Source organism: Sphaerochaeta globosa str. Buddy (assembly GCF_000190435.1).
GTDB classification, from domain to species: Bacteria; Spirochaetota; Spirochaetia; order Sphaerochaetales; family Sphaerochaetaceae; genus Sphaerochaeta; species Sphaerochaeta globosa.
Genome location: NC_015152.1, coordinates 2760139 through 2776596 on the forward strand (window position 1 = coordinate 2760139; position 16458 = coordinate 2776596).

The following is a 16458-nucleotide window of genomic DNA, read 5'->3' on the forward strand; positions in this document are numbered from 1 at the left end:
CCTCCTCAAACCTTGAGAAGTGATAGTTCCAGCCCCGTTACCGGTTGGAAGGCCGGGATCAATGACTCAGTAATCCATCCATGCATAGTCTCATCAATAGCAAAGATTCCTACCCCGGGCAGCTGTTCAAGCAGCTTTATCGAACCCTCCAAGCCCGCAATAAACAACGTAGTAGACAGTGCATCGGCATGCAAGGACCGGGGGCAAACAACAGTCAGGCTAAGCAATCCCGACCGAGCGGAATAGCCGGTCTTCGGATTGACGATATGGTGGTACCAAGTCCCTTCCGAGTCGATGAAGAATCGTTCATAGTCACCGGAGGTAACCACCGAAACATCCCGCTCTGCAATGGCACCCACCAACGAAGATGCCACCCGGGGATGGCGGATTCCCACCTTCCATGCAGACTCATCAGGTTTTGCACCCAGAAGCATCACATTGCCGCCTATGTTGATGTATGCCGATGTAATCCCCCATACCTTGAGAACCTGCTTGGCGCAATCTGCAGCATAGCCTTTGGCAAGGCCTCCCACATCCAAGAGCATACCGCTTTCGCGTAACCCGGCACGATGTGCATGGGCAGAAACCTCCAGCTTTCGGTAGTCGACATGCATAAGCACTTCCTCGATTGCCCTGGGGGAGGGAGAGCTCTTTGCATGCGTAAAATCCCAAAGGTTCATCAACGGGGCGATAGTCACATCGAACAGGCCGTGCGAAAGATTTCCAATCGAAATAGCTTCCTCAAGAACCTGTATTGTATCCAACGATACATCGACCATACCCTTGCCAGCATGGGCATTAATCTGTGAAATCTCACTCTGAGCCAAAAAACGGCTGAAAACCAATTCCAAGCGCTGTACCTCAGCAAATGCCGCCTCAACAGCAGCCTCAGGTTGCTTGCCATAGGCCTTGCAGGTAAGCTGGGTATGCATGACTGCAAGACTTGCTTCATACCAGTGCATGAGAGCCTCCCGGCACCAGGCCATCCAATACCAAGATGGTAAGAACCTCAAGTAGACGAGGAAAGTACTCTATGCCGATTTCTTCCTTGTGCAGATCGACATTGATGATCGCCGTAAAGACCTGCATAATCGTCGCTGCATCAATATCGCCCCTGATTTTTCCATCCGCCTGCCACTTCTCCACCAATTTCATGAACGTGTCAAAAAGGAAATGGACACTAGTGTTGCCGTGCTCCTTTCGATACAGGCGTTCGAGCTTGTCAAAGACCTTGCGGTTGTACCATTCGCGGAGGATCGGACTCTTTTGCATGCCTTGTGCATTGCATGAGAGCATATGCATAATCACTTCCTTGGGTTCTTGCATCCGACTTAGCCCATCTTGGCACTGCTGCTTCAATCTCTCATTTTCTTGTATAAAAATATCCAGGAAGAGTCTCTCCTTCGACGGGTAATAGAGGTAAAAAGTACCTACTGCAAGGCCGGCCTGCTTGGCTATGGCAGCCACACTGGTGGCTTTGAATCCGTACTGGGTGAACAAAGTCCTTCCTGCCTCGAATAATTGCGCTTGTTTTTCTTCCATCAATGCATCCTGAATGAATATATATTAATTCATTCATTATATACTAAAAGATTCATCTCCTGTCAAGACAATTAGATGCTAGCCACGCATATACCCCTTCCAGTCACCACCAGGCAGATAGAGAGCAGGATTCTCCTTGGTTCCCAAGTCCTTTCGGCCATACCAGTAGACGTAGGCGTTTGCAACTTTCCAAATCCCATCCTCAAGGGCAAACACCTCACTTACCGTACGCTCATACTCATTGTCGGCCCCACCGTATTCATACCCTTCCAGCGCATCAACCAGAGGAAGGACACTGGCAAAATCCTTGACTTCCAAAAGCTCGCCATAGACCCAATCGGACCCGTGAAGCAAGGCCGGATACCCTTTGTGAAGTTGGTGAAACAACCTGCCTTTGATGCGTGCCGGCTGAACACAAAGCACCCTGCCCTGTAGCACTTTCACATGGTTGAAGTAGCCACAGAGCAGACTGCCGTATACCCACAGTCGTTCACACGTACTCAAAACTCCTTTCCTCCTGCCAGTTTCACATCATCGGTAAAGGACCCGATGGCGGTAATGGCTGCTTCCAGAGCCCGTACAATATCAGAGAGGGACATGCACGGGGCATTGGGCCTTGCCACCACCTGGGCGGGAATGAACGGAACATGGATGAATCCCCCTCGCATCGGCTTGTCCTGGAGGGCAAGGGTATGCAACACGCCGTACATCAGGTGATTGCACACAAAGGTGCCGGCAGTATTGGAAACACTGCTTGGAAGGCCGATTTTACGGATTGTGTCTACAATCGCCTTGATGGGAATGGTAGCAAAGTAGGCAGGAGGCCCATCGACGACAATAGTGCAGTCGATGGGTTGATTACCCTCGTTGTCGGCGATTCTTGCATCGTCGATGTTTATCGCCACCCGTTCAACGGAAATATCGAATCGGCCACCGGCCTGTCCGATGCAAAGCACCACATCCGGCTGGATTTCTTCGATTGCTTCCCTCACCTTCTCGATAGCCTTGCCGAAGACGGTAGGAACTTCCAGCTTCACCACCTCGATGGCTGAGACCACTGGACGGACCATCTTCACCGCTTCCAAGGCTGGATTGACTGCTTCCCCGCCAAAAGGATCGAACGCTGTCAACAAGAGCTTCATGTGCACCCCCTTAGAATGCCAAGATATACATCAGGATGATATGGACAACCAACATAACCAAAGCCACACGTGCCTGGCTTTTGATAATGACGTACTTATCCTTGGTTTCCAGCAAGGCTGCCGGCATAATGTTGAAGTTGGCCGCCATCGGGGTGAGCAGTGTACCGCAGTAGCCTGCTGTCAGGCCCAATGCACCAACCACCACCGGATTGGCTCCCTGCATGATTAAAAAAGGAATACCGATACCGACGGTAATGACACTGAATGCGGCAAAACCATTGCCCATTATGATGGTAAAGAGAGCCATACCGATGCAGTACACTGCAACAGCAATGAGCTTGGAACCATCGGGAATGATTGCACTGACGCCCTTGGCTATCACCGTACCAACCCCGGCTGCAGTAAACAAGGCACCCAAGGCTGCCAACAACTGAGGCAGAATTCCTACCGGACCTACATTGTCCATCAGGCGGGTACCATCAACAACAGCAGAACGTGCCGGTGCCTTGGTGATCAGATAGGCAACAATGAGGGCGACGGCCGCTGAAATACCGATGGCATTGTTTGCCCCGAAGGGGAGAAACGTGGCCGCCAATACAGCAACAATTGCCAAACACAAAGCTGGGACGAACACCTTGTACCCGAGTGTGTCGGCATGCTTTCGTGTCTCCTCGGCTTCGGGGTTTTCGCTTTTGGACTGCACCACCCGGTTTGCTGCCGTAAGGGCTGCAATAGCCAGTACGCATACACCGGTGATCCAAGACGGCAGGTAGGGCCCGGCTGAGAAGGTGAAAGCAAGGATGAACCAGAACGCACTCGTACTGATGCGCTTTGGATGATTCTTATCCCTGAGGGCTTTCACGCCGACCAACAGGAAAATGATGGCGATAATACAGTAGAAGAATTCAGCGATTGCTACGTTTCTGGTCATATTCATTTCCCTCCTTTCTTGGCATGTTGGTCGAGATGGCGGTCAAGCAGATAGTTGTGGCCGATACCCACCAGAACTGCGATGACAGCAATGGGAATGGACATCATGGCTATCTGCAAGGCGTTTATCTCATACCCCTGCCCGTTGAGGGTGGATACGATCAATAGCGTACCACTGGCGCCCATAAAGCAGTTTTGGGCAAAGAAGTTACCAAAATTCTCACCTGCTGCACTGTAACCCTTTATGGTATCCTCGGTCTTTTCATCCGCTTTTCCATGTTTGGCAACATAGGCAGCCTGGGCCATAGGATTGATGAGGGGACGTACAAATTGTGGATGGCCTCCGAGACGGAGCGAGAAGGCGGCAGCCAAAGCCCTGACAGCCAGATAGAGGCTGATAATCCTTCCCGAGGTGGCACGCTTGGTTTTCCTGATCAAATCAACGGCCTTGTCCTTCAGTCCGTATCGCTCACAAATCCCTATGACTGGAAGGGTGAGGACGAACAGGGTGGCGGTTCGTTGTGAAATGAAGGATTTACCCAAGGTGTTCAGAATCTCCAAAAAGGGCATACCTGCTACCAAACCGGTGACTACACCGGCAATGACAACCGTTGCGATGGTGTCTTTCTTGAGTACGAAGCCGACGATGACTATCAGTACTCCAATCAATTTCAACAGTTCCATAAAGCACTCTCCTTTTGTGCATAAAGTTTGTAAAAGTATACTACGCACTTTTTGAATGTGACATATTTCAACCTTTGTATAATACAAATTTCTAAAAATAGTTGCAGAAGGAGTTACTAACTCAGAGCAACAATTCAATGCAAATCACCTATTCAAAAGAGGTTACCCCTCATAATACGATTAAAATGGTAATATCCCCCACCAGCCTTGGCGTATTACACCATGTTGCAACATTCCCTTCCCATCCTTTTTAGATTTGTATTTCAAAATTGCGCTGTTTCAAGACTTGGCAAGGTTTCTGCATAAAGAAATTTGATGTAGATACATCTCCATTCTCACGAAACAGGAATTTAGTATGAAAGCGAAACAACGAAGCATGGTCATCGTCGCACTCTTGTGCATCGCACTTTTCCAGGTAGGTGCTGCCGTAGCCTGGGAACCGTATCTCGGTTTTGGTAAAGGAAAGGCCGAAATCGAGGATCAGAAGTATCGATTCTATGAATTGTCAGTAGGAACACCATTAGGCTCAAGAGTTTCAGTCGAAGCTTTCCTGCTGGCACAGCCGCTTGCCGTGCAACTGACAGCACAAGACAACACGTTTGCACTGATGAGCGGAATGAGAACCTCTCTCACCCTCTTTGAGGACGCCACCTTCAATCCTATGGTACAGGCAAGCATAGGGCAGATGATTCTGGGAAAGATTGAGGAGACCGAGTCATATCCCGACCTTGCGTGGCATTTCTATAGCAGCATTGCCACCGGGTTCGAACTCAACATTTTCGACTCCTTCACCATTCTCCTGCTCTCAGGCTATCGCTTTGCCCCCCATGAAGCACAATTGGGCATGCAGGCCAACACCCTTTCAAGCCCATTCAACTCGGTGAGTTTTCGAGCAGACCTGAGATAATTGCAAAAAGCCGGTACACAACCTTGTATCGGCTTCTTGTTCCCACTTCTCACCAACTTCCAGCGTCCATGAAGCATGCACTGGATGACAAATCAGTCATAGTACGTTATAAGTATGATAGATGCAGAAGGTCAGTAACGAGCGGGAATACAAGCACTACTCTCTCTGCATTCTGAGGTTCTATGAAGAAAGCCCTGCTTACATCGCTTATAGAAAAACGCAAGCTATTCTTATTGCTGTTGCTGGCAACGAGTCTTTGCATCTTCATACCCGCCCAAATCATTTATCGTCAGACTACAGGCGTCCTGGAAGACAACGCACGCTCGCGTGCCCTTTCCATTGCCACCACCATTGCAACCTTTTTGGAAGATGATATCGAGGCATATCGCAACCTCAGTGAGAGTTCAACGCTGCTGGACAACTCCCAAGAGCATGCCGACTACCTGCGATTCAATAGGTTACTTCGTACCATAAAGGAAGAAAGCGGAGCTGATTTTGTGTACGCTGAAGCATTGGTTGATGCATCCACCATCCGATATGTGCTCGATGCAGAACTGCCCGACAGTGAGAATTTCTCTGCTTTCAACTCCCTCGATGAGATGGACGATACCGAAAGCGGTGCCTATGCTGGCAGACAGATTGCTACCAGCAACTTACTAGTCTCAGAATGGGGAACGTTGCTCAGTGCATTCGCCCCCATCATCGACGGCCGTGACAATAGCCTGGCAGGCTTGGTGGGAGTAGACTACTCCGCCGATACACTGCTTGCCCAATCAAGAGCTTTACTATGGTTGCATATCGTTACATTCTCCCTGCTTTCGCTGCTGCTCTCCTTTGCCCTTTTTGTAATCATGGAGGCGATCGGCATCCATGCGTATACCGATGAATTGACAGGACTGGGCAACCGACGCGCACTGAACAGGGCTTTGGCTCGCGTGGAGAAAGAGGCTCGTAAAAACCAAAAGACCTTTGTGCTCCTCACCCTCGATGTCGATGCCTTCAAGCAGATCAATGACGAATACGGACACCCCGTCGGGGACAAGGTACTGATACGAATCGCCGATACCCTGCTGCAACACTCGATTTGGGAGAATGGTTGCTTCCGCTCAGGCGGAGATGAGTATGCCGTATTGCTGCCAGAAAGCAACCTGGAGCAGGCAGAACCAATCCGCGACATGATACAGGCTGATGTCCAAGCAATTTTCCTCCCTGAACTGAAGGGACAAACCCTGTCTGTAAGCATTGGATTGGCCCAATGGCACGAAACAGAGAGTCTGGAAGATTTAGCCAAGCGCTCCGATGCCAGCCTCTACGAGATGAAAAAAAACCAAGCTGCTAGAAAAAAAGGCTGATTGCGTCTTGCCCAAACAGAAGGTAACCGATAGGGTTTCACCCATATGGGAGGGATGCTGACATGCGCACCATCAACACACTCTTTCTTACCGGTTCCCACTTCAATCCAGACCAAGAGGAATTAGCTACGCTTGCCGCCTTGTTTCCTCAGATTCAATTGACCAGTGTGAGCATGCTAGACTATACCCCACAGCACATCCAGCAGGCACAAATCATCGTCGGCCTTCCCAAGGCACAGGATCTGAAGCTTGCAACCAATCTCCGATGGTTGCAGACCCCTTCTTCAGGTGTCGGCCAGTATGTCGATCCAACCCTCTATGCTGCTGATCCCATTCTGTTGACCAATGCAAGGGGAACCTACGGCAAACAAATTGCCGATCATATCATCGGCATGATCATCGCCTTCAATCATAACTTGCTCCGCTACCATGACCAGATGAAAGCAAAGCTTTGGAAGCGATACTTTCCCACCAAGGACCTTTGGGAAAGTACACTGTTGATCATCGGACTCGGGGATATCGGAAATCAGCTGGCTGTTCGGGCAAAAGCCCATAATCTGAGGGTATTGGCCGTCAAGAGAACAAAGACGGAAAAGCCCGCCTGGGTGGATGAACTCGGAACCGAGGATGACTTGGAGGCTTTCCTACCCCAAGCTGATTATGTCGCCCTGTGCGCTGCATCCACCAGCCAAACCGAGCACCTTTTGGATGCAAAAAGGATTTCCTTGCTGCCGCACGGAGCTTTTGTGTGTAATATCGGTCGTGGCAACCTGATTGACGAGGAGGCCTTGGTCGAGGCTTTGCAGAGCGGGCATATAGGTGGAGCCGGACTGGATGTGACCACGGTGGAACCACTTCCTTTCGACCATGTGCTGTGGACGCTGCCCAATGTGCTGATCACCCCGCATGCAAGCGGGTTGTCACCGAGCGACCCCCATCAGGTATTCTCCCTTTTTCTCCAAAATCTTGCGTTGTACCTTGAAGAAAAACCTCTGATCAACCTTGTAGACTTCACCCGAGCCTATTAGCTATGTTTTCTTTTATTTGCAAATAAAAGGCAAATAAAAGGCATACTATTCTTCTTTACCGCACTGATTGCCGATGCTAGGATGATGTATGTCAGGGTGTATGCAAAGAGGTGGGAAGATGGCATTAATTCTTGCAATTGACGACTCGGCAACCGATCTTTCAATGATTCAGTATATTTTGACCAACCATGAAGTCATTTTGGCACGAAACGGTGAAGAAGGTTTGCAAGAACTGGACATCCATCCCAAAGTCGACCTGATACTCCTGGATCTGCACATGCCTGTCATGGATGGATTCACCTTCCTGGACATCTGCCATGATCGTAATCTCGATACACCAATCATTATCCTTACCAACTCCGAGGAAATAGATAAGGAAATACGTGGCTTGGAGAAAGGAGCTGTGGACTTCATCCGCAAACCCTTGAATTTCAAAGCCCTGCAAATGCGCATCGATGTACAGCTAAGGCTCAAACAGTCAACCGAATTGATCAAGGAACACAACCGCCAGCTCGAGGAGCTTATTGAGAAACGAACCCAAACCATCCGACGTACGAATGAGATCACCATCAATGCCTTGGTTAGACTCTTGGAAGTACGCAATATCGAGACCAGCCACCATGCCCGACGAACCAAGGTCATGATGGAGTTGCTTTGCCGCCAGTTGCAGAAGCAAGGACTCGCTGGATACCAGCTAAGTGATAAGGAGATCAACGAGTTGGTCGATACGGCACCCTTGCACGACATCGGCAAGGTCGGTATACCGGACAACATCCTGCTTAAGCCGGGAAGACTTGATCCAGATGAGATTACCATCATGCGCGAGCATGTAAACAAGGGTATTGAGGCTCTCGACTACAGCATTGAGAGCGAAGAGACGAAGATAAGTTTCATCGAAACAGCCCGTGAGTTGATTGCCAGTCATCATGAGTGGTACGACGGCAGCGGGTATCCAGCTAACATCCAAGGCCAAGCCATCCCTCTTGCCGGCAGATTGATGGCGGTAATCGATGTGTACGATGCGCTTACCAGCAAACGTGTATACAAAGAAAAAATCGAACACAATGAGGCCATTGAGGTGATGAAACAGGAATCTCCGCGACATTTCGATCCCATTGTCTTTGCAGCATTTTTAGCGGTGGTTCCCCAAATACGAAAGAGACTGGAAGAGTCATAAGGAGAAGCGATGCGAAGCCAATGCAGGATCAAGGTTTGCAGTTTCTTGATGCTGTTTTTTGTGTGCTCATCAATCCTTGGAGCAGAAGCAAAGCTTCAGTTCAGTGCAGAAGAGTTGCGCTTCATCGCCGTTCATCCGCAAATTCAGGTAGGTATCGATCCCAAATTCACTCCCTTTGAATTTATTACCAGTGAAGGAAAGCACGGCGGTATCACCGCCGATGTACTTTCCCTCATTTCTGAACGCACCGGCCTCACTTTCACCTATGACCCTTCACTGAGCTGGACAGAGACAGTACAGAAAACACGTGAAAGGTCCATCGATTTGCTCTCTGCGGTAGGCTACACCCAGGCCAGGGCACAGTACATGACCTATCTGGAACCATATTTACACTTCCAACGGGCCATCATCATACAAAAGAGCAACTCCACCATTACCAGTTTCAAGGATTTAGCGTATAGACAGGTTGCGGTACAACGCGACAGCTCCCATGAAGGTTTTTTGCTCTATTACCCCGACATCACCATGCGTCTCTACGATACTGTCGAGGAGGCTCTGCTTGCAGTACAGCATGGTGAAGAGCTAGCCTTCGTTGGCAATGAGGCTACCAGCATCTACCTCAGCCGCACCCTTGGCTTGACCGATCTGCAGTTTATTCCCATCGCCGAAGGGGGGCTGCAGGAATTGCATATGGCGGTACGCAGCGATTGGCCGCAATTGGCAAGCATCCTGCAAAAAGGGATCGACTCAATCAGCGAAAAAGAGATGAAGTCAATCCTCGACCGCTGGATCCGCTACGAGAGCCGCTACGATCTTGCTCCCATCATCCGGTTGGTCGGTATCATTGTCTCCATTCTGGTCATCATTCTGGGCAGTTCGCTGTTCTGGGTCTCCCGTCTCAGGGATGCGGTGAAGGCAAAGGATGCAGCACAGAAGCAGGCTCAGCAGGCAGATATTGAGAAGAGCAGGTTCCTCGCCCGTGTGTCCCATGAAATCCGCACTCCGCTCAACGGAATTCGCGGCATGAGTTACCTGTTGGAAAAAACATCCCTCGATGCCAATCAGATGCGGTATGTGAAGACTATCAGCGGTGCAACGCAGACGATGCAGAGCATCATCAACGACATTCTTGAGTTCTCCCGTCTCGATGAAGACCGCATTATTCTGGAAAATATTCCCTTTGCACTAGACGATGTACTTGAGAACTGCATATCCATTGAATCGTATCTCATTCAACAAAAAGGCCTGCACTTCAGGCTCAATCAACCAGATGATGTACCACAACATCTGGTGGGTGATCCGACCCGCCTCGCCCAGATACTGATAAATCTGCTGAATAATGCAGTCAAGTTTACAGAAGCCGGGTCCATCGACCTCACGGTACAGGTCCAAACTTTGGCGGAACAATCGTGTTCGCTTAGCTTTGAAGTCAAGGACACCGGCATCGGCATGAACGAACAACAGATGGAGAACCTCTTCAAACCCTTTGTACAAGCCAATGCCTCCATTCATCGCAAATACGGGGGGTCCGGGCTTGGTCTTTCCATCGTAAAAGCTCTTGTAGAGAAAATGGGTGGGACCCTCACGGTGACAAGTGAGATGGGAAAGGGAAGTGCCTTTACCGCCACCATTCCCTACACACTCGACATCCAGGGTTCAAAAGAGGAACAGCAAAGGAGAAAGAGCATTGATTTCTCGGCAATCAAGGCTTTGGTCGTTTGTTCGGACCGCTACCTCGACGAGCGCATAAGAATACTCTTTGGTGAGTACAAAATCCAATCGGAGGCTGTCTCCTCGCCTTCAATTGCGGCCAAAGTATTGGAAAGCGGAAATACCTTTGACATAGTTGTAGTTGAGCTTACAAACATCCAAGCCTTTTCCGATACCCTTATGAATAGTATGAAGAAAACAGGGCTGGAGCGCCCGAAAGTGCTAGCCTTCGTGCATGACGATACCCAGCTGAAGAGTTCTCCTTTCATAGACATAGTACTGCCATTACCCGTAATCAACTCCGTGCTTTTCAATGCCTTGCTGCATCTGTTTGGGAAAGGTGTGGCAGATGGGCAAAGAAGCAATCCAAATCCCGAGGCTGCTGCTTCAGTACCGCTGCAGATCCTGGTAGTTGAGGATAATGCAACCAATCAAATCATCGCCAAGGAGATTTTACAACAGCAGGGCTGGTCGGTACACCTGGCCAACAATGGCAAAGTTGGGTATGAGATGTTCCTTTCCATGGAGGATACCCTGGATCTGGTGTTGATGGATTTGCATATGGATGTGATGGATGGATATGAGTCCTCCACCCTGATCAGGGCAAAGAATGAGCGGGTGCCGATTATCATCACCAGTGCCGACCTGATGGAAACGGTTCAGAAGCAGTGCAGGGAAATCGGAGTGTCCGACCTCATTGGAAAGCCCTATGACCCGGACCAACTTATCAGCAAAGTTGCCGAACTAGCCCTTGCTTACCACCAAAGAAGGCAGAGCATTGACTTCGAGCGGGGAATATTCAGCATTGGTGGTGATAAAAATCTGTATACACGCGTACTCACTTCTTTCACTTCGGAGCTGGAGCAGTTGCTGCTCAGCTTGAGAAGTGCAATTACCGAGCAGAATCTCCCTGCTGCTGCAGAACTGGCCCATAAGGCCAAGGGTAGTTGTGGTGCTGTCGGTGCAATGCAGGCACAAAAGCTTTGTGCCAGCTTGCAACAAAGCCTCGAGAAGGAGAGTATGCCCTCACAAGAGAGTATTGCCTCGGTGCTCAGAGAGCTTGAGCAGGTACTTCGGGAAGCGAAGGAATATGTGAGTAAAGCTTAGGTATTCAGCACCTCATCCACAATGGAGGCAATACGTTCCACATTGGTCTGGTAGATGAAGTGCGTCCCTTCAAGCACCTCATACTTGGCCTGTGGCCCAATTCTCTTGAGATGCTCCATTTGGTATTCCTGGGGTGTAATGGGCAACTGTTTATTGGGTGTCTCATAGGTCTGCTTGGAAATGACCTTGAAATAGGGGATCTCGGATGGATAGGCAAGAGCTTTGGTCTCGGCGACAAACTCATTACCGTATGCAATCTGCTTAAGCAGCGTGTCGTTGACCGAAAAGCCTGCAAACAGCAACATATGATCGATTTCCTCTTCTGTGTAGCCTAATTCCAAGGTTTTTTTTCGGTTGGTCACCAATGGGCCGAGCAGGGAGGGAACTCCCAATGTCTGCTGGAGTTTTGCTATCGGAAGCAGCGCTGCTACAAAGCCCGGAGTCTTTGCATAGAAGGCCGACGAGGTTCCATCCAAGGAAATGATGGCTTTGACTTCGTTTGGATATACAGCAGCATAGTACTCGCTGTAAAGGCTTGAGATTGAATGGCCCATCAAGACATAGGGGGCCGTAAATCCGGCTGTTTTCAGTGCTGAGCGAATCTCCTCTACATAGTTGGCGCTGGAACGTTCACGCTGTGTCTGGCTGGAAAAACCCACTCCAAAATATTCTACGCAAACCACAGTATACTTTTTGCTGAGTTCTCTCATCAACGGACCGAAGTCAGCAGAAGGAAGGCCGATTCCCATGCCAGGCAACAGAACAACGGTGTCTTTACCCTGCCCCATAGAGCTTATGTGCATAGTCCCATCAAAGACTGATACCAGTTGGCCATTCGGCTGAGCCTTCTTGTATTGCTGCTTGAAGTACGTTGCATGCAACAAGGTCGTAATTGCCAAAGAAAGCACAATGAACAAGAAAACCCACTTCAACAGTCGTTTGAACCAGCCTTTTTTCTTTTTGCTCATAGGGACTCCTCTCGCATGATTGTAGCTATACACCTTGAAATATACAAGATTTGTATAGGTTTATTGCTTTAGGGAAATACAAAATCTTACATGCTCTCTACAACCATGCAAAACCAAGGGAACAAGAGCTTACGTGATTCCAAAATTCATGGGTATAGTAGAAGTGAGGAGAGAAGCCTATGAAGCAGAGAACTCTACTTGTTTGCATCCTCATCGTGTTTGCACTCCCGCTTTTGCCGGGGTCGGAGGTCACATCCATTACCTGGGAGACGACTGCCCAGGAATATAAAGGCAGATACACAGAGAAGATCACTTTTCAACTGCCTCCAAACGGGACACCTAAGCCTGTCTATGGCTTTGGTGAATATGCATGGAACTCAAGTATCGGTAGCGCCGCCGTAGCCATGGACTTGCTTACCTACAAGGATGGGGGGACGGTAACAATTCTCATTGTGGAAGGTCCTGAGTATTACAAAAGTGGGGAGACCTACGAGGGTTGGAATACCACCTTTGTATTTCTCGATGCCAAGGGGAACATTATTAAACCGGATGAAGCTTCGATTATGTATATTGATATCCCTGAGGAACCGTTTGAACCGGTCAGCACCCCTTCCCCAAAGTCTTTCACCGTTTCCAACAACACAGGTACAACACTTACGTACCTGGGTATCTTTAGCTCCGACATGCGGGCGGTAGGAGTGCATAAAAAAAATCTTCTCGCCAACGAAAGACTGCCGAATGGACAAAGTGTGCAGATATACTTTGCTGAGAACCCCGACCTAGAAGCGGTAATCCTCTATCGATACGGCCAAGTACTGCAAGTCGATGCAACCGCAGAGCGACAGAGAGAGTTCAGGTACGAATGGAGACCTGACACGAACAATCTTCAGATTATTCTGTTACCGGAGCACGAAAGAAAGCAGAAATCACTTACATCACTTGCCGTGATCAATGAAGGTGAGTATGCACTCGTTGAATTGTATCTACTCACCCCGGCGATGGAGGCGAAGCGAGACTACAGTAAGGAAATCCTGCAAGGACAAGTGATAAGAAGTGGCGAAACATGTGTCATAGACCTCATGAAATGGCCGTATCTGCGTTCGTTTCTGGAGAAACAAACACAGGATCTTCTTTCAGTAGAGGCGTATGACGAGGATGGGTACCCACTCTTCCAATTCTGGCTGCCTGAGTATGAGAACCTGGAAATCACCCTCAGTGATTGGGATTACTTGTAGATGGAATGTTCGGAATCGAGAGATGCTTCTGCTTTTCCCTATAAAGAACTTCAAATAGTGTCTGGGAATTGTCAGATTATTGCATTCTCAGCTGAGCACCCCTTCTCCACGCTCTTGACTTGCCCTGTCGATTGGGATACCTATAATGCATGAAAGATCTCAACCTCAAGCAGCAAGCGTATGATTACCTAAAAACAAAGATTCTGAACTGTGAGATTAAACCCGGTGAATATATCTCGGAGAAAGATATTCTCGAATCCGCAGAAATCGGGCGAACCCCCTTTCGAGAAGCGATAATCATGCTGCAAGCTGAGCATCTGGTTGAAGTACGCCCTCGACATGGGACTTTTTCCACTCGATTGACCAGAACAGACGTCATAGAAGTCTTCAGCATGAGGAAAATGCTGGAACCTGTGGCCGTATTTACCTACCTGAATCGAATTGACGTCTCCAAACTCCTTGAGAACGACCGATTGATGGAACGGCTCAGCAAGAATGCCGAAGAGGTACCGGCATCAGAACTTTGCAAGACAGATATGGCCTTTCACTCGTTCTTCATCGAGAACTCAGGCAACAGCAGACTTAGCCGATTGCTGAACCCAGTCTTCCAGGATGCCTACCGCATCAGCATGTTCAACAATTGGTTTACCAATACCAGAGGAAGAACCTGGAAAGAAACCTATGATCACCATCACCTGATTCTGCAAGCAATATTCAAAGAGGACAAACAGGAAATAGTCAGCACCTACAATACCCATCTGAACTACTATCTGGCTTCCGCTCTTGCCACCATCGATCTCTATGAGAAGGAACATGGTAGTGATTGATCGACTTACCCTTTCTTGTTCATGCAACTCCCTGCCGTAATCAGGGAGTTTTTATTTGTGCATATAAAGCTCACACTATAGATTTGTTACTAATAGAGACTAAACCAATTTTAAATATACATAAAAGCTGTTTTTTTCGTTTTAAATATTTTTATTGTGTTGTTTCTAATGCTGTGATATATTCTAGTCAGGTTTGTTGGAGAGAAGACTCCCTTCAATAAACATCATCAATTTTTGCTCCAACGCATCAAATCGTAGAGCAATAGAGGGGAAGAAATGAAAAAATTACTCGTTAGTCTGTGTGTACTCGTCTTGGTGCTCGGTGCATTAGCCGCTGCAGGGTCCAAGGAAGCCGTCGGAGAACAGAAGACATACAATCTGATGTTCAGTCATGCTTTGACCGAGAATGACCCTTATCACAAGGCTTTCTTGGATTGGGCTGATGCAGTGAAGACCAAAACGAACGGTGGATTGGTTATCGATGTGTTTGCCAGCTCCCAGCTCGGTGCTGAAGAAGATGTCATTGAACAGATGCGAGCCGGTGCAAATATCGGGCATAATACTGACTCAGCAAGACTTGGCAACTATGTACCGCAGATTGCTGTGTTCAACGGCCCCTACATGCTGGAGAACATGGATGAAGTGAAGCGTGCAGCAGAATTGCCGGTTGTTAAAGGCTGGGAGAAGGAGCTTGAGGACAAGTTCGGTCTCAAGGTGCTTTCTTTTGCTTACATACAGGGTCATCGAAACGTTATCAGCAATAAGCCTGTTTTCAAGCCTGCAGACCTCGCGGGTCTCAAGCTGCGAACAGCAGGTGCTCCCATTTGGCAGGAATCCGTCCGTGCAATCGGAGCCACTCCCGTAGCGATGGGCAGAAGTGAGATTTACTCCGCAGCCCAGACTAAGGCTATCGATGGTCTTGAAGATGTATATACCGCTTACGCAGCTGCTCAGCTTGACGAAGTCTTGAAGGTGGTCAGTGAGACTAATCACATCTACCTGATCAACTTCTCCGTGTGTTCTGCTGCTTGGTTCAATGCTCTTCCGGCTGAGTATCAGACTATTCTGGTTGAAGAGGCCGACCGTGCAGGATACGCAGTATCTGAAAGAATAAAGACCGAGGCTGATACTGTAAAGGCACAGCTGATCAAGGAAGGAATCCGCGTAATTCCCAACTCAGAACTTGATATGGAAGCATTCCGTAAAGCCGGCGAGAAGGCATACCAGGTACTTGGTATCACCGATGCAAAAGATCTCGTCTACAAGGCTCTCGGCAAATAAGCCTTACTCAAAGGCATTCGATCGGACGGGTGATTTTCCATCCGTCCGATCATACTGTATAGGAACCACACAGCATGAACACACTATTTAATCGGATATGCAAAATTGAGAAGTACTTCGCCATGTTCGGCATCGTCGTGCTTACACTTTGCATCTTTCTGGGGGCAGTCTCACGAACACTTGGCAAACCCTTGAGCTGGACGACGGACATCGGCATGCTGATGTTGACTTGGTCCACCTTCCTAGGCGGTGACATCGCATTTCGGGAAGGAAGGCTCGCCAACTTGGATATTGTTGTTGCCAAGTTCCCTAAATCAATCCAGAAAACATTGGTGGTCATTATCTATGCAATCATCATCATTTTTCTTTGTTCCTTGGTCTATCTCGGGACGCGATTAACCTACACTACCAGATTCAGAACCTTTAACGGTGTGCCGAACTTCAGTTTTGCATGGGTAACCGTTTCCTTGCCTTGCAGTGCAGTCTTCATGATTGTTACAGCTGTGAAGCGAGTAATTGTCCTGTTGAAAAGCAATGACTGCTCTGCAATTGCGAAAATGTAGGTCGG

The 16458-nt window shown here is 48.7% G+C and carries 16 protein-coding genes; 9 read left to right on the forward strand and 7 right to left on the reverse strand.

Features of this window, described 5'->3' with window-relative positions; translation table 11 throughout:
* Nucleotides 1–5: 5 nt before the first annotated feature.
* The 6 genes from SPIBUDDY_RS12845 to SPIBUDDY_RS12870 all read right to left on the reverse strand — a co-directional run bounded on the left by SPIBUDDY_RS12845 (nucleotide 6) and on the right by SPIBUDDY_RS12870 (nucleotide 4298).
* Nucleotides 6–962 carry an FAD:protein FMN transferase gene (locus SPIBUDDY_RS12845; protein ID WP_013608198.1) on the reverse strand — a complete coding sequence of 319 codons (957 nt, stop codon included), beginning with the start codon at nucleotides 960–962 and terminating at the stop codon, nucleotides 6–8.
* Nucleotides 949–1542, reverse strand: coding sequence for a TetR/AcrR family transcriptional regulator (locus SPIBUDDY_RS12850; protein ID WP_013608199.1), 594 nt, complete (start codon nucleotides 1540–1542; stop codon nucleotides 949–951). Before SPIBUDDY_RS12850 ends, SPIBUDDY_RS12845 begins: the two co-directional genes overlap by 14 nt.
* A 78-nt stretch (nucleotides 1543–1620) precedes the next feature.
* Nucleotides 1621–2046: a gamma-glutamylcyclotransferase family protein gene (locus SPIBUDDY_RS12855; RefSeq protein ID WP_013608200.1), complete on the reverse strand. Its 426-nt coding sequence runs from the start codon at nucleotides 2044–2046 to the stop codon at nucleotides 1621–1623.
* Nucleotides 2043–2684, reverse strand: coding sequence for a pyroglutamyl-peptidase I (gene pcp, locus SPIBUDDY_RS12860; protein WP_013608201.1), 642 nt, complete (start codon nucleotides 2682–2684; stop codon nucleotides 2043–2045). The genes SPIBUDDY_RS12855 and pcp overlap by 4 nt, the downstream gene beginning before the upstream one ends.
* Before the next feature lie 10 nt (nucleotides 2685–2694).
* A complete protein-coding gene (locus SPIBUDDY_RS12865) occupies nucleotides 2695–3615 on the reverse strand; it encodes a DUF979 domain-containing protein (protein ID WP_013608202.1) in 921 nt (306 codons plus the stop codon).
* A gap of 2 nt (nucleotides 3616–3617) precedes the next feature.
* Complete coding sequence (locus SPIBUDDY_RS12870) at nucleotides 3618–4298, reverse strand: DUF969 domain-containing protein (RefSeq protein WP_013608203.1); 681 nt, start codon at nucleotides 4296–4298, stop codon at nucleotides 3618–3620.
* 355 nt (nucleotides 4299–4653) lie between these two features.
* Here SPIBUDDY_RS12870 and SPIBUDDY_RS12875 point away from each other — a divergent pair, with 355 nt between their 5' ends.
* The 5 genes from SPIBUDDY_RS12875 to SPIBUDDY_RS12895 all read left to right on the forward strand — a co-directional run bounded on the left by SPIBUDDY_RS12875 (nucleotide 4654) and on the right by SPIBUDDY_RS12895 (nucleotide 11579).
* Entirely contained in the window at nucleotides 4654–5205 is a 552-nt protein-coding gene (locus SPIBUDDY_RS12875) for a hypothetical protein (protein ID WP_013608204.1), read from the forward strand.
* Nucleotides 5206–5387: 182 nt separating this feature from the next.
* Nucleotides 5388–6557, forward strand: coding sequence for a GGDEF domain-containing protein (locus SPIBUDDY_RS15850; RefSeq protein ID WP_013608205.1), 1170 nt, complete (start codon nucleotides 5388–5390; stop codon nucleotides 6555–6557).
* 62 nt (nucleotides 6558–6619) lie between these two features.
* Nucleotides 6620–7585, forward strand: a complete 966-nt coding sequence (locus SPIBUDDY_RS12885; RefSeq protein WP_013608206.1) for a D-2-hydroxyacid dehydrogenase — start codon at nucleotides 6620–6622, stop codon at nucleotides 7583–7585.
* A gap of 118 nt (nucleotides 7586–7703) precedes the next feature.
* Nucleotides 7704–8762, forward strand: a complete 1059-nt coding sequence (locus SPIBUDDY_RS12890; protein ID WP_013608207.1) for an HD-GYP domain-containing protein — start codon at nucleotides 7704–7706, stop codon at nucleotides 8760–8762.
* Nucleotides 8763–8771: 9 nt separating this feature from the next.
* The gene (locus tag SPIBUDDY_RS12895; RefSeq protein ID WP_013608208.1) at nucleotides 8772–11579 is read left to right on the forward strand and encodes an ATP-binding protein; all 2808 of its coding nucleotides are present in this window, start codon (nucleotides 8772–8774) and stop codon (nucleotides 11577–11579) included.
* On the opposite strand, the gene SPIBUDDY_RS12900 is transcribed toward SPIBUDDY_RS12895, so the two are convergent.
* Nucleotides 11576–12547: an alpha/beta fold hydrolase gene (locus SPIBUDDY_RS12900; protein ID WP_013608209.1), complete on the reverse strand. Its 972-nt coding sequence runs from the start codon at nucleotides 12545–12547 to the stop codon at nucleotides 11576–11578. The genes SPIBUDDY_RS12895 and SPIBUDDY_RS12900 overlap by 4 nt on opposite strands.
* Nucleotides 12548–12726: 179 nt before the next feature.
* On the opposite strand from SPIBUDDY_RS12900, the gene SPIBUDDY_RS12905 reads away from it, so the two are divergent.
* From SPIBUDDY_RS12905 to SPIBUDDY_RS12920, 4 genes are all read left to right on the forward strand, one after another.
* Nucleotides 12727–13782, forward strand: a complete 1056-nt coding sequence (locus SPIBUDDY_RS12905; RefSeq protein WP_013608210.1) for an LCCL domain-containing protein — start codon at nucleotides 12727–12729, stop codon at nucleotides 13780–13782.
* A 149-nt stretch (nucleotides 13783–13931) separates the two neighbouring features.
* Entirely contained in the window at nucleotides 13932–14609 is a 678-nt protein-coding gene (locus tag SPIBUDDY_RS15855) for a GntR family transcriptional regulator (RefSeq protein ID WP_013608211.1), read from the forward strand.
* 276 nt (nucleotides 14610–14885) lie between these two features.
* Complete coding sequence (locus SPIBUDDY_RS12915; protein WP_013608212.1) at nucleotides 14886–15890, forward strand: C4-dicarboxylate TRAP transporter substrate-binding protein; 1005 nt, start codon at nucleotides 14886–14888, stop codon at nucleotides 15888–15890.
* A gap of 74 nt (nucleotides 15891–15964) precedes the next feature.
* On the forward strand, nucleotides 15965–16453 hold the full coding sequence (locus tag SPIBUDDY_RS12920; protein ID WP_013608213.1) for a TRAP transporter small permease: 489 nt from the start codon (nucleotides 15965–15967) through the stop codon (nucleotides 16451–16453).
* Nucleotides 16454–16458 lie beyond the last annotated feature (5 nt).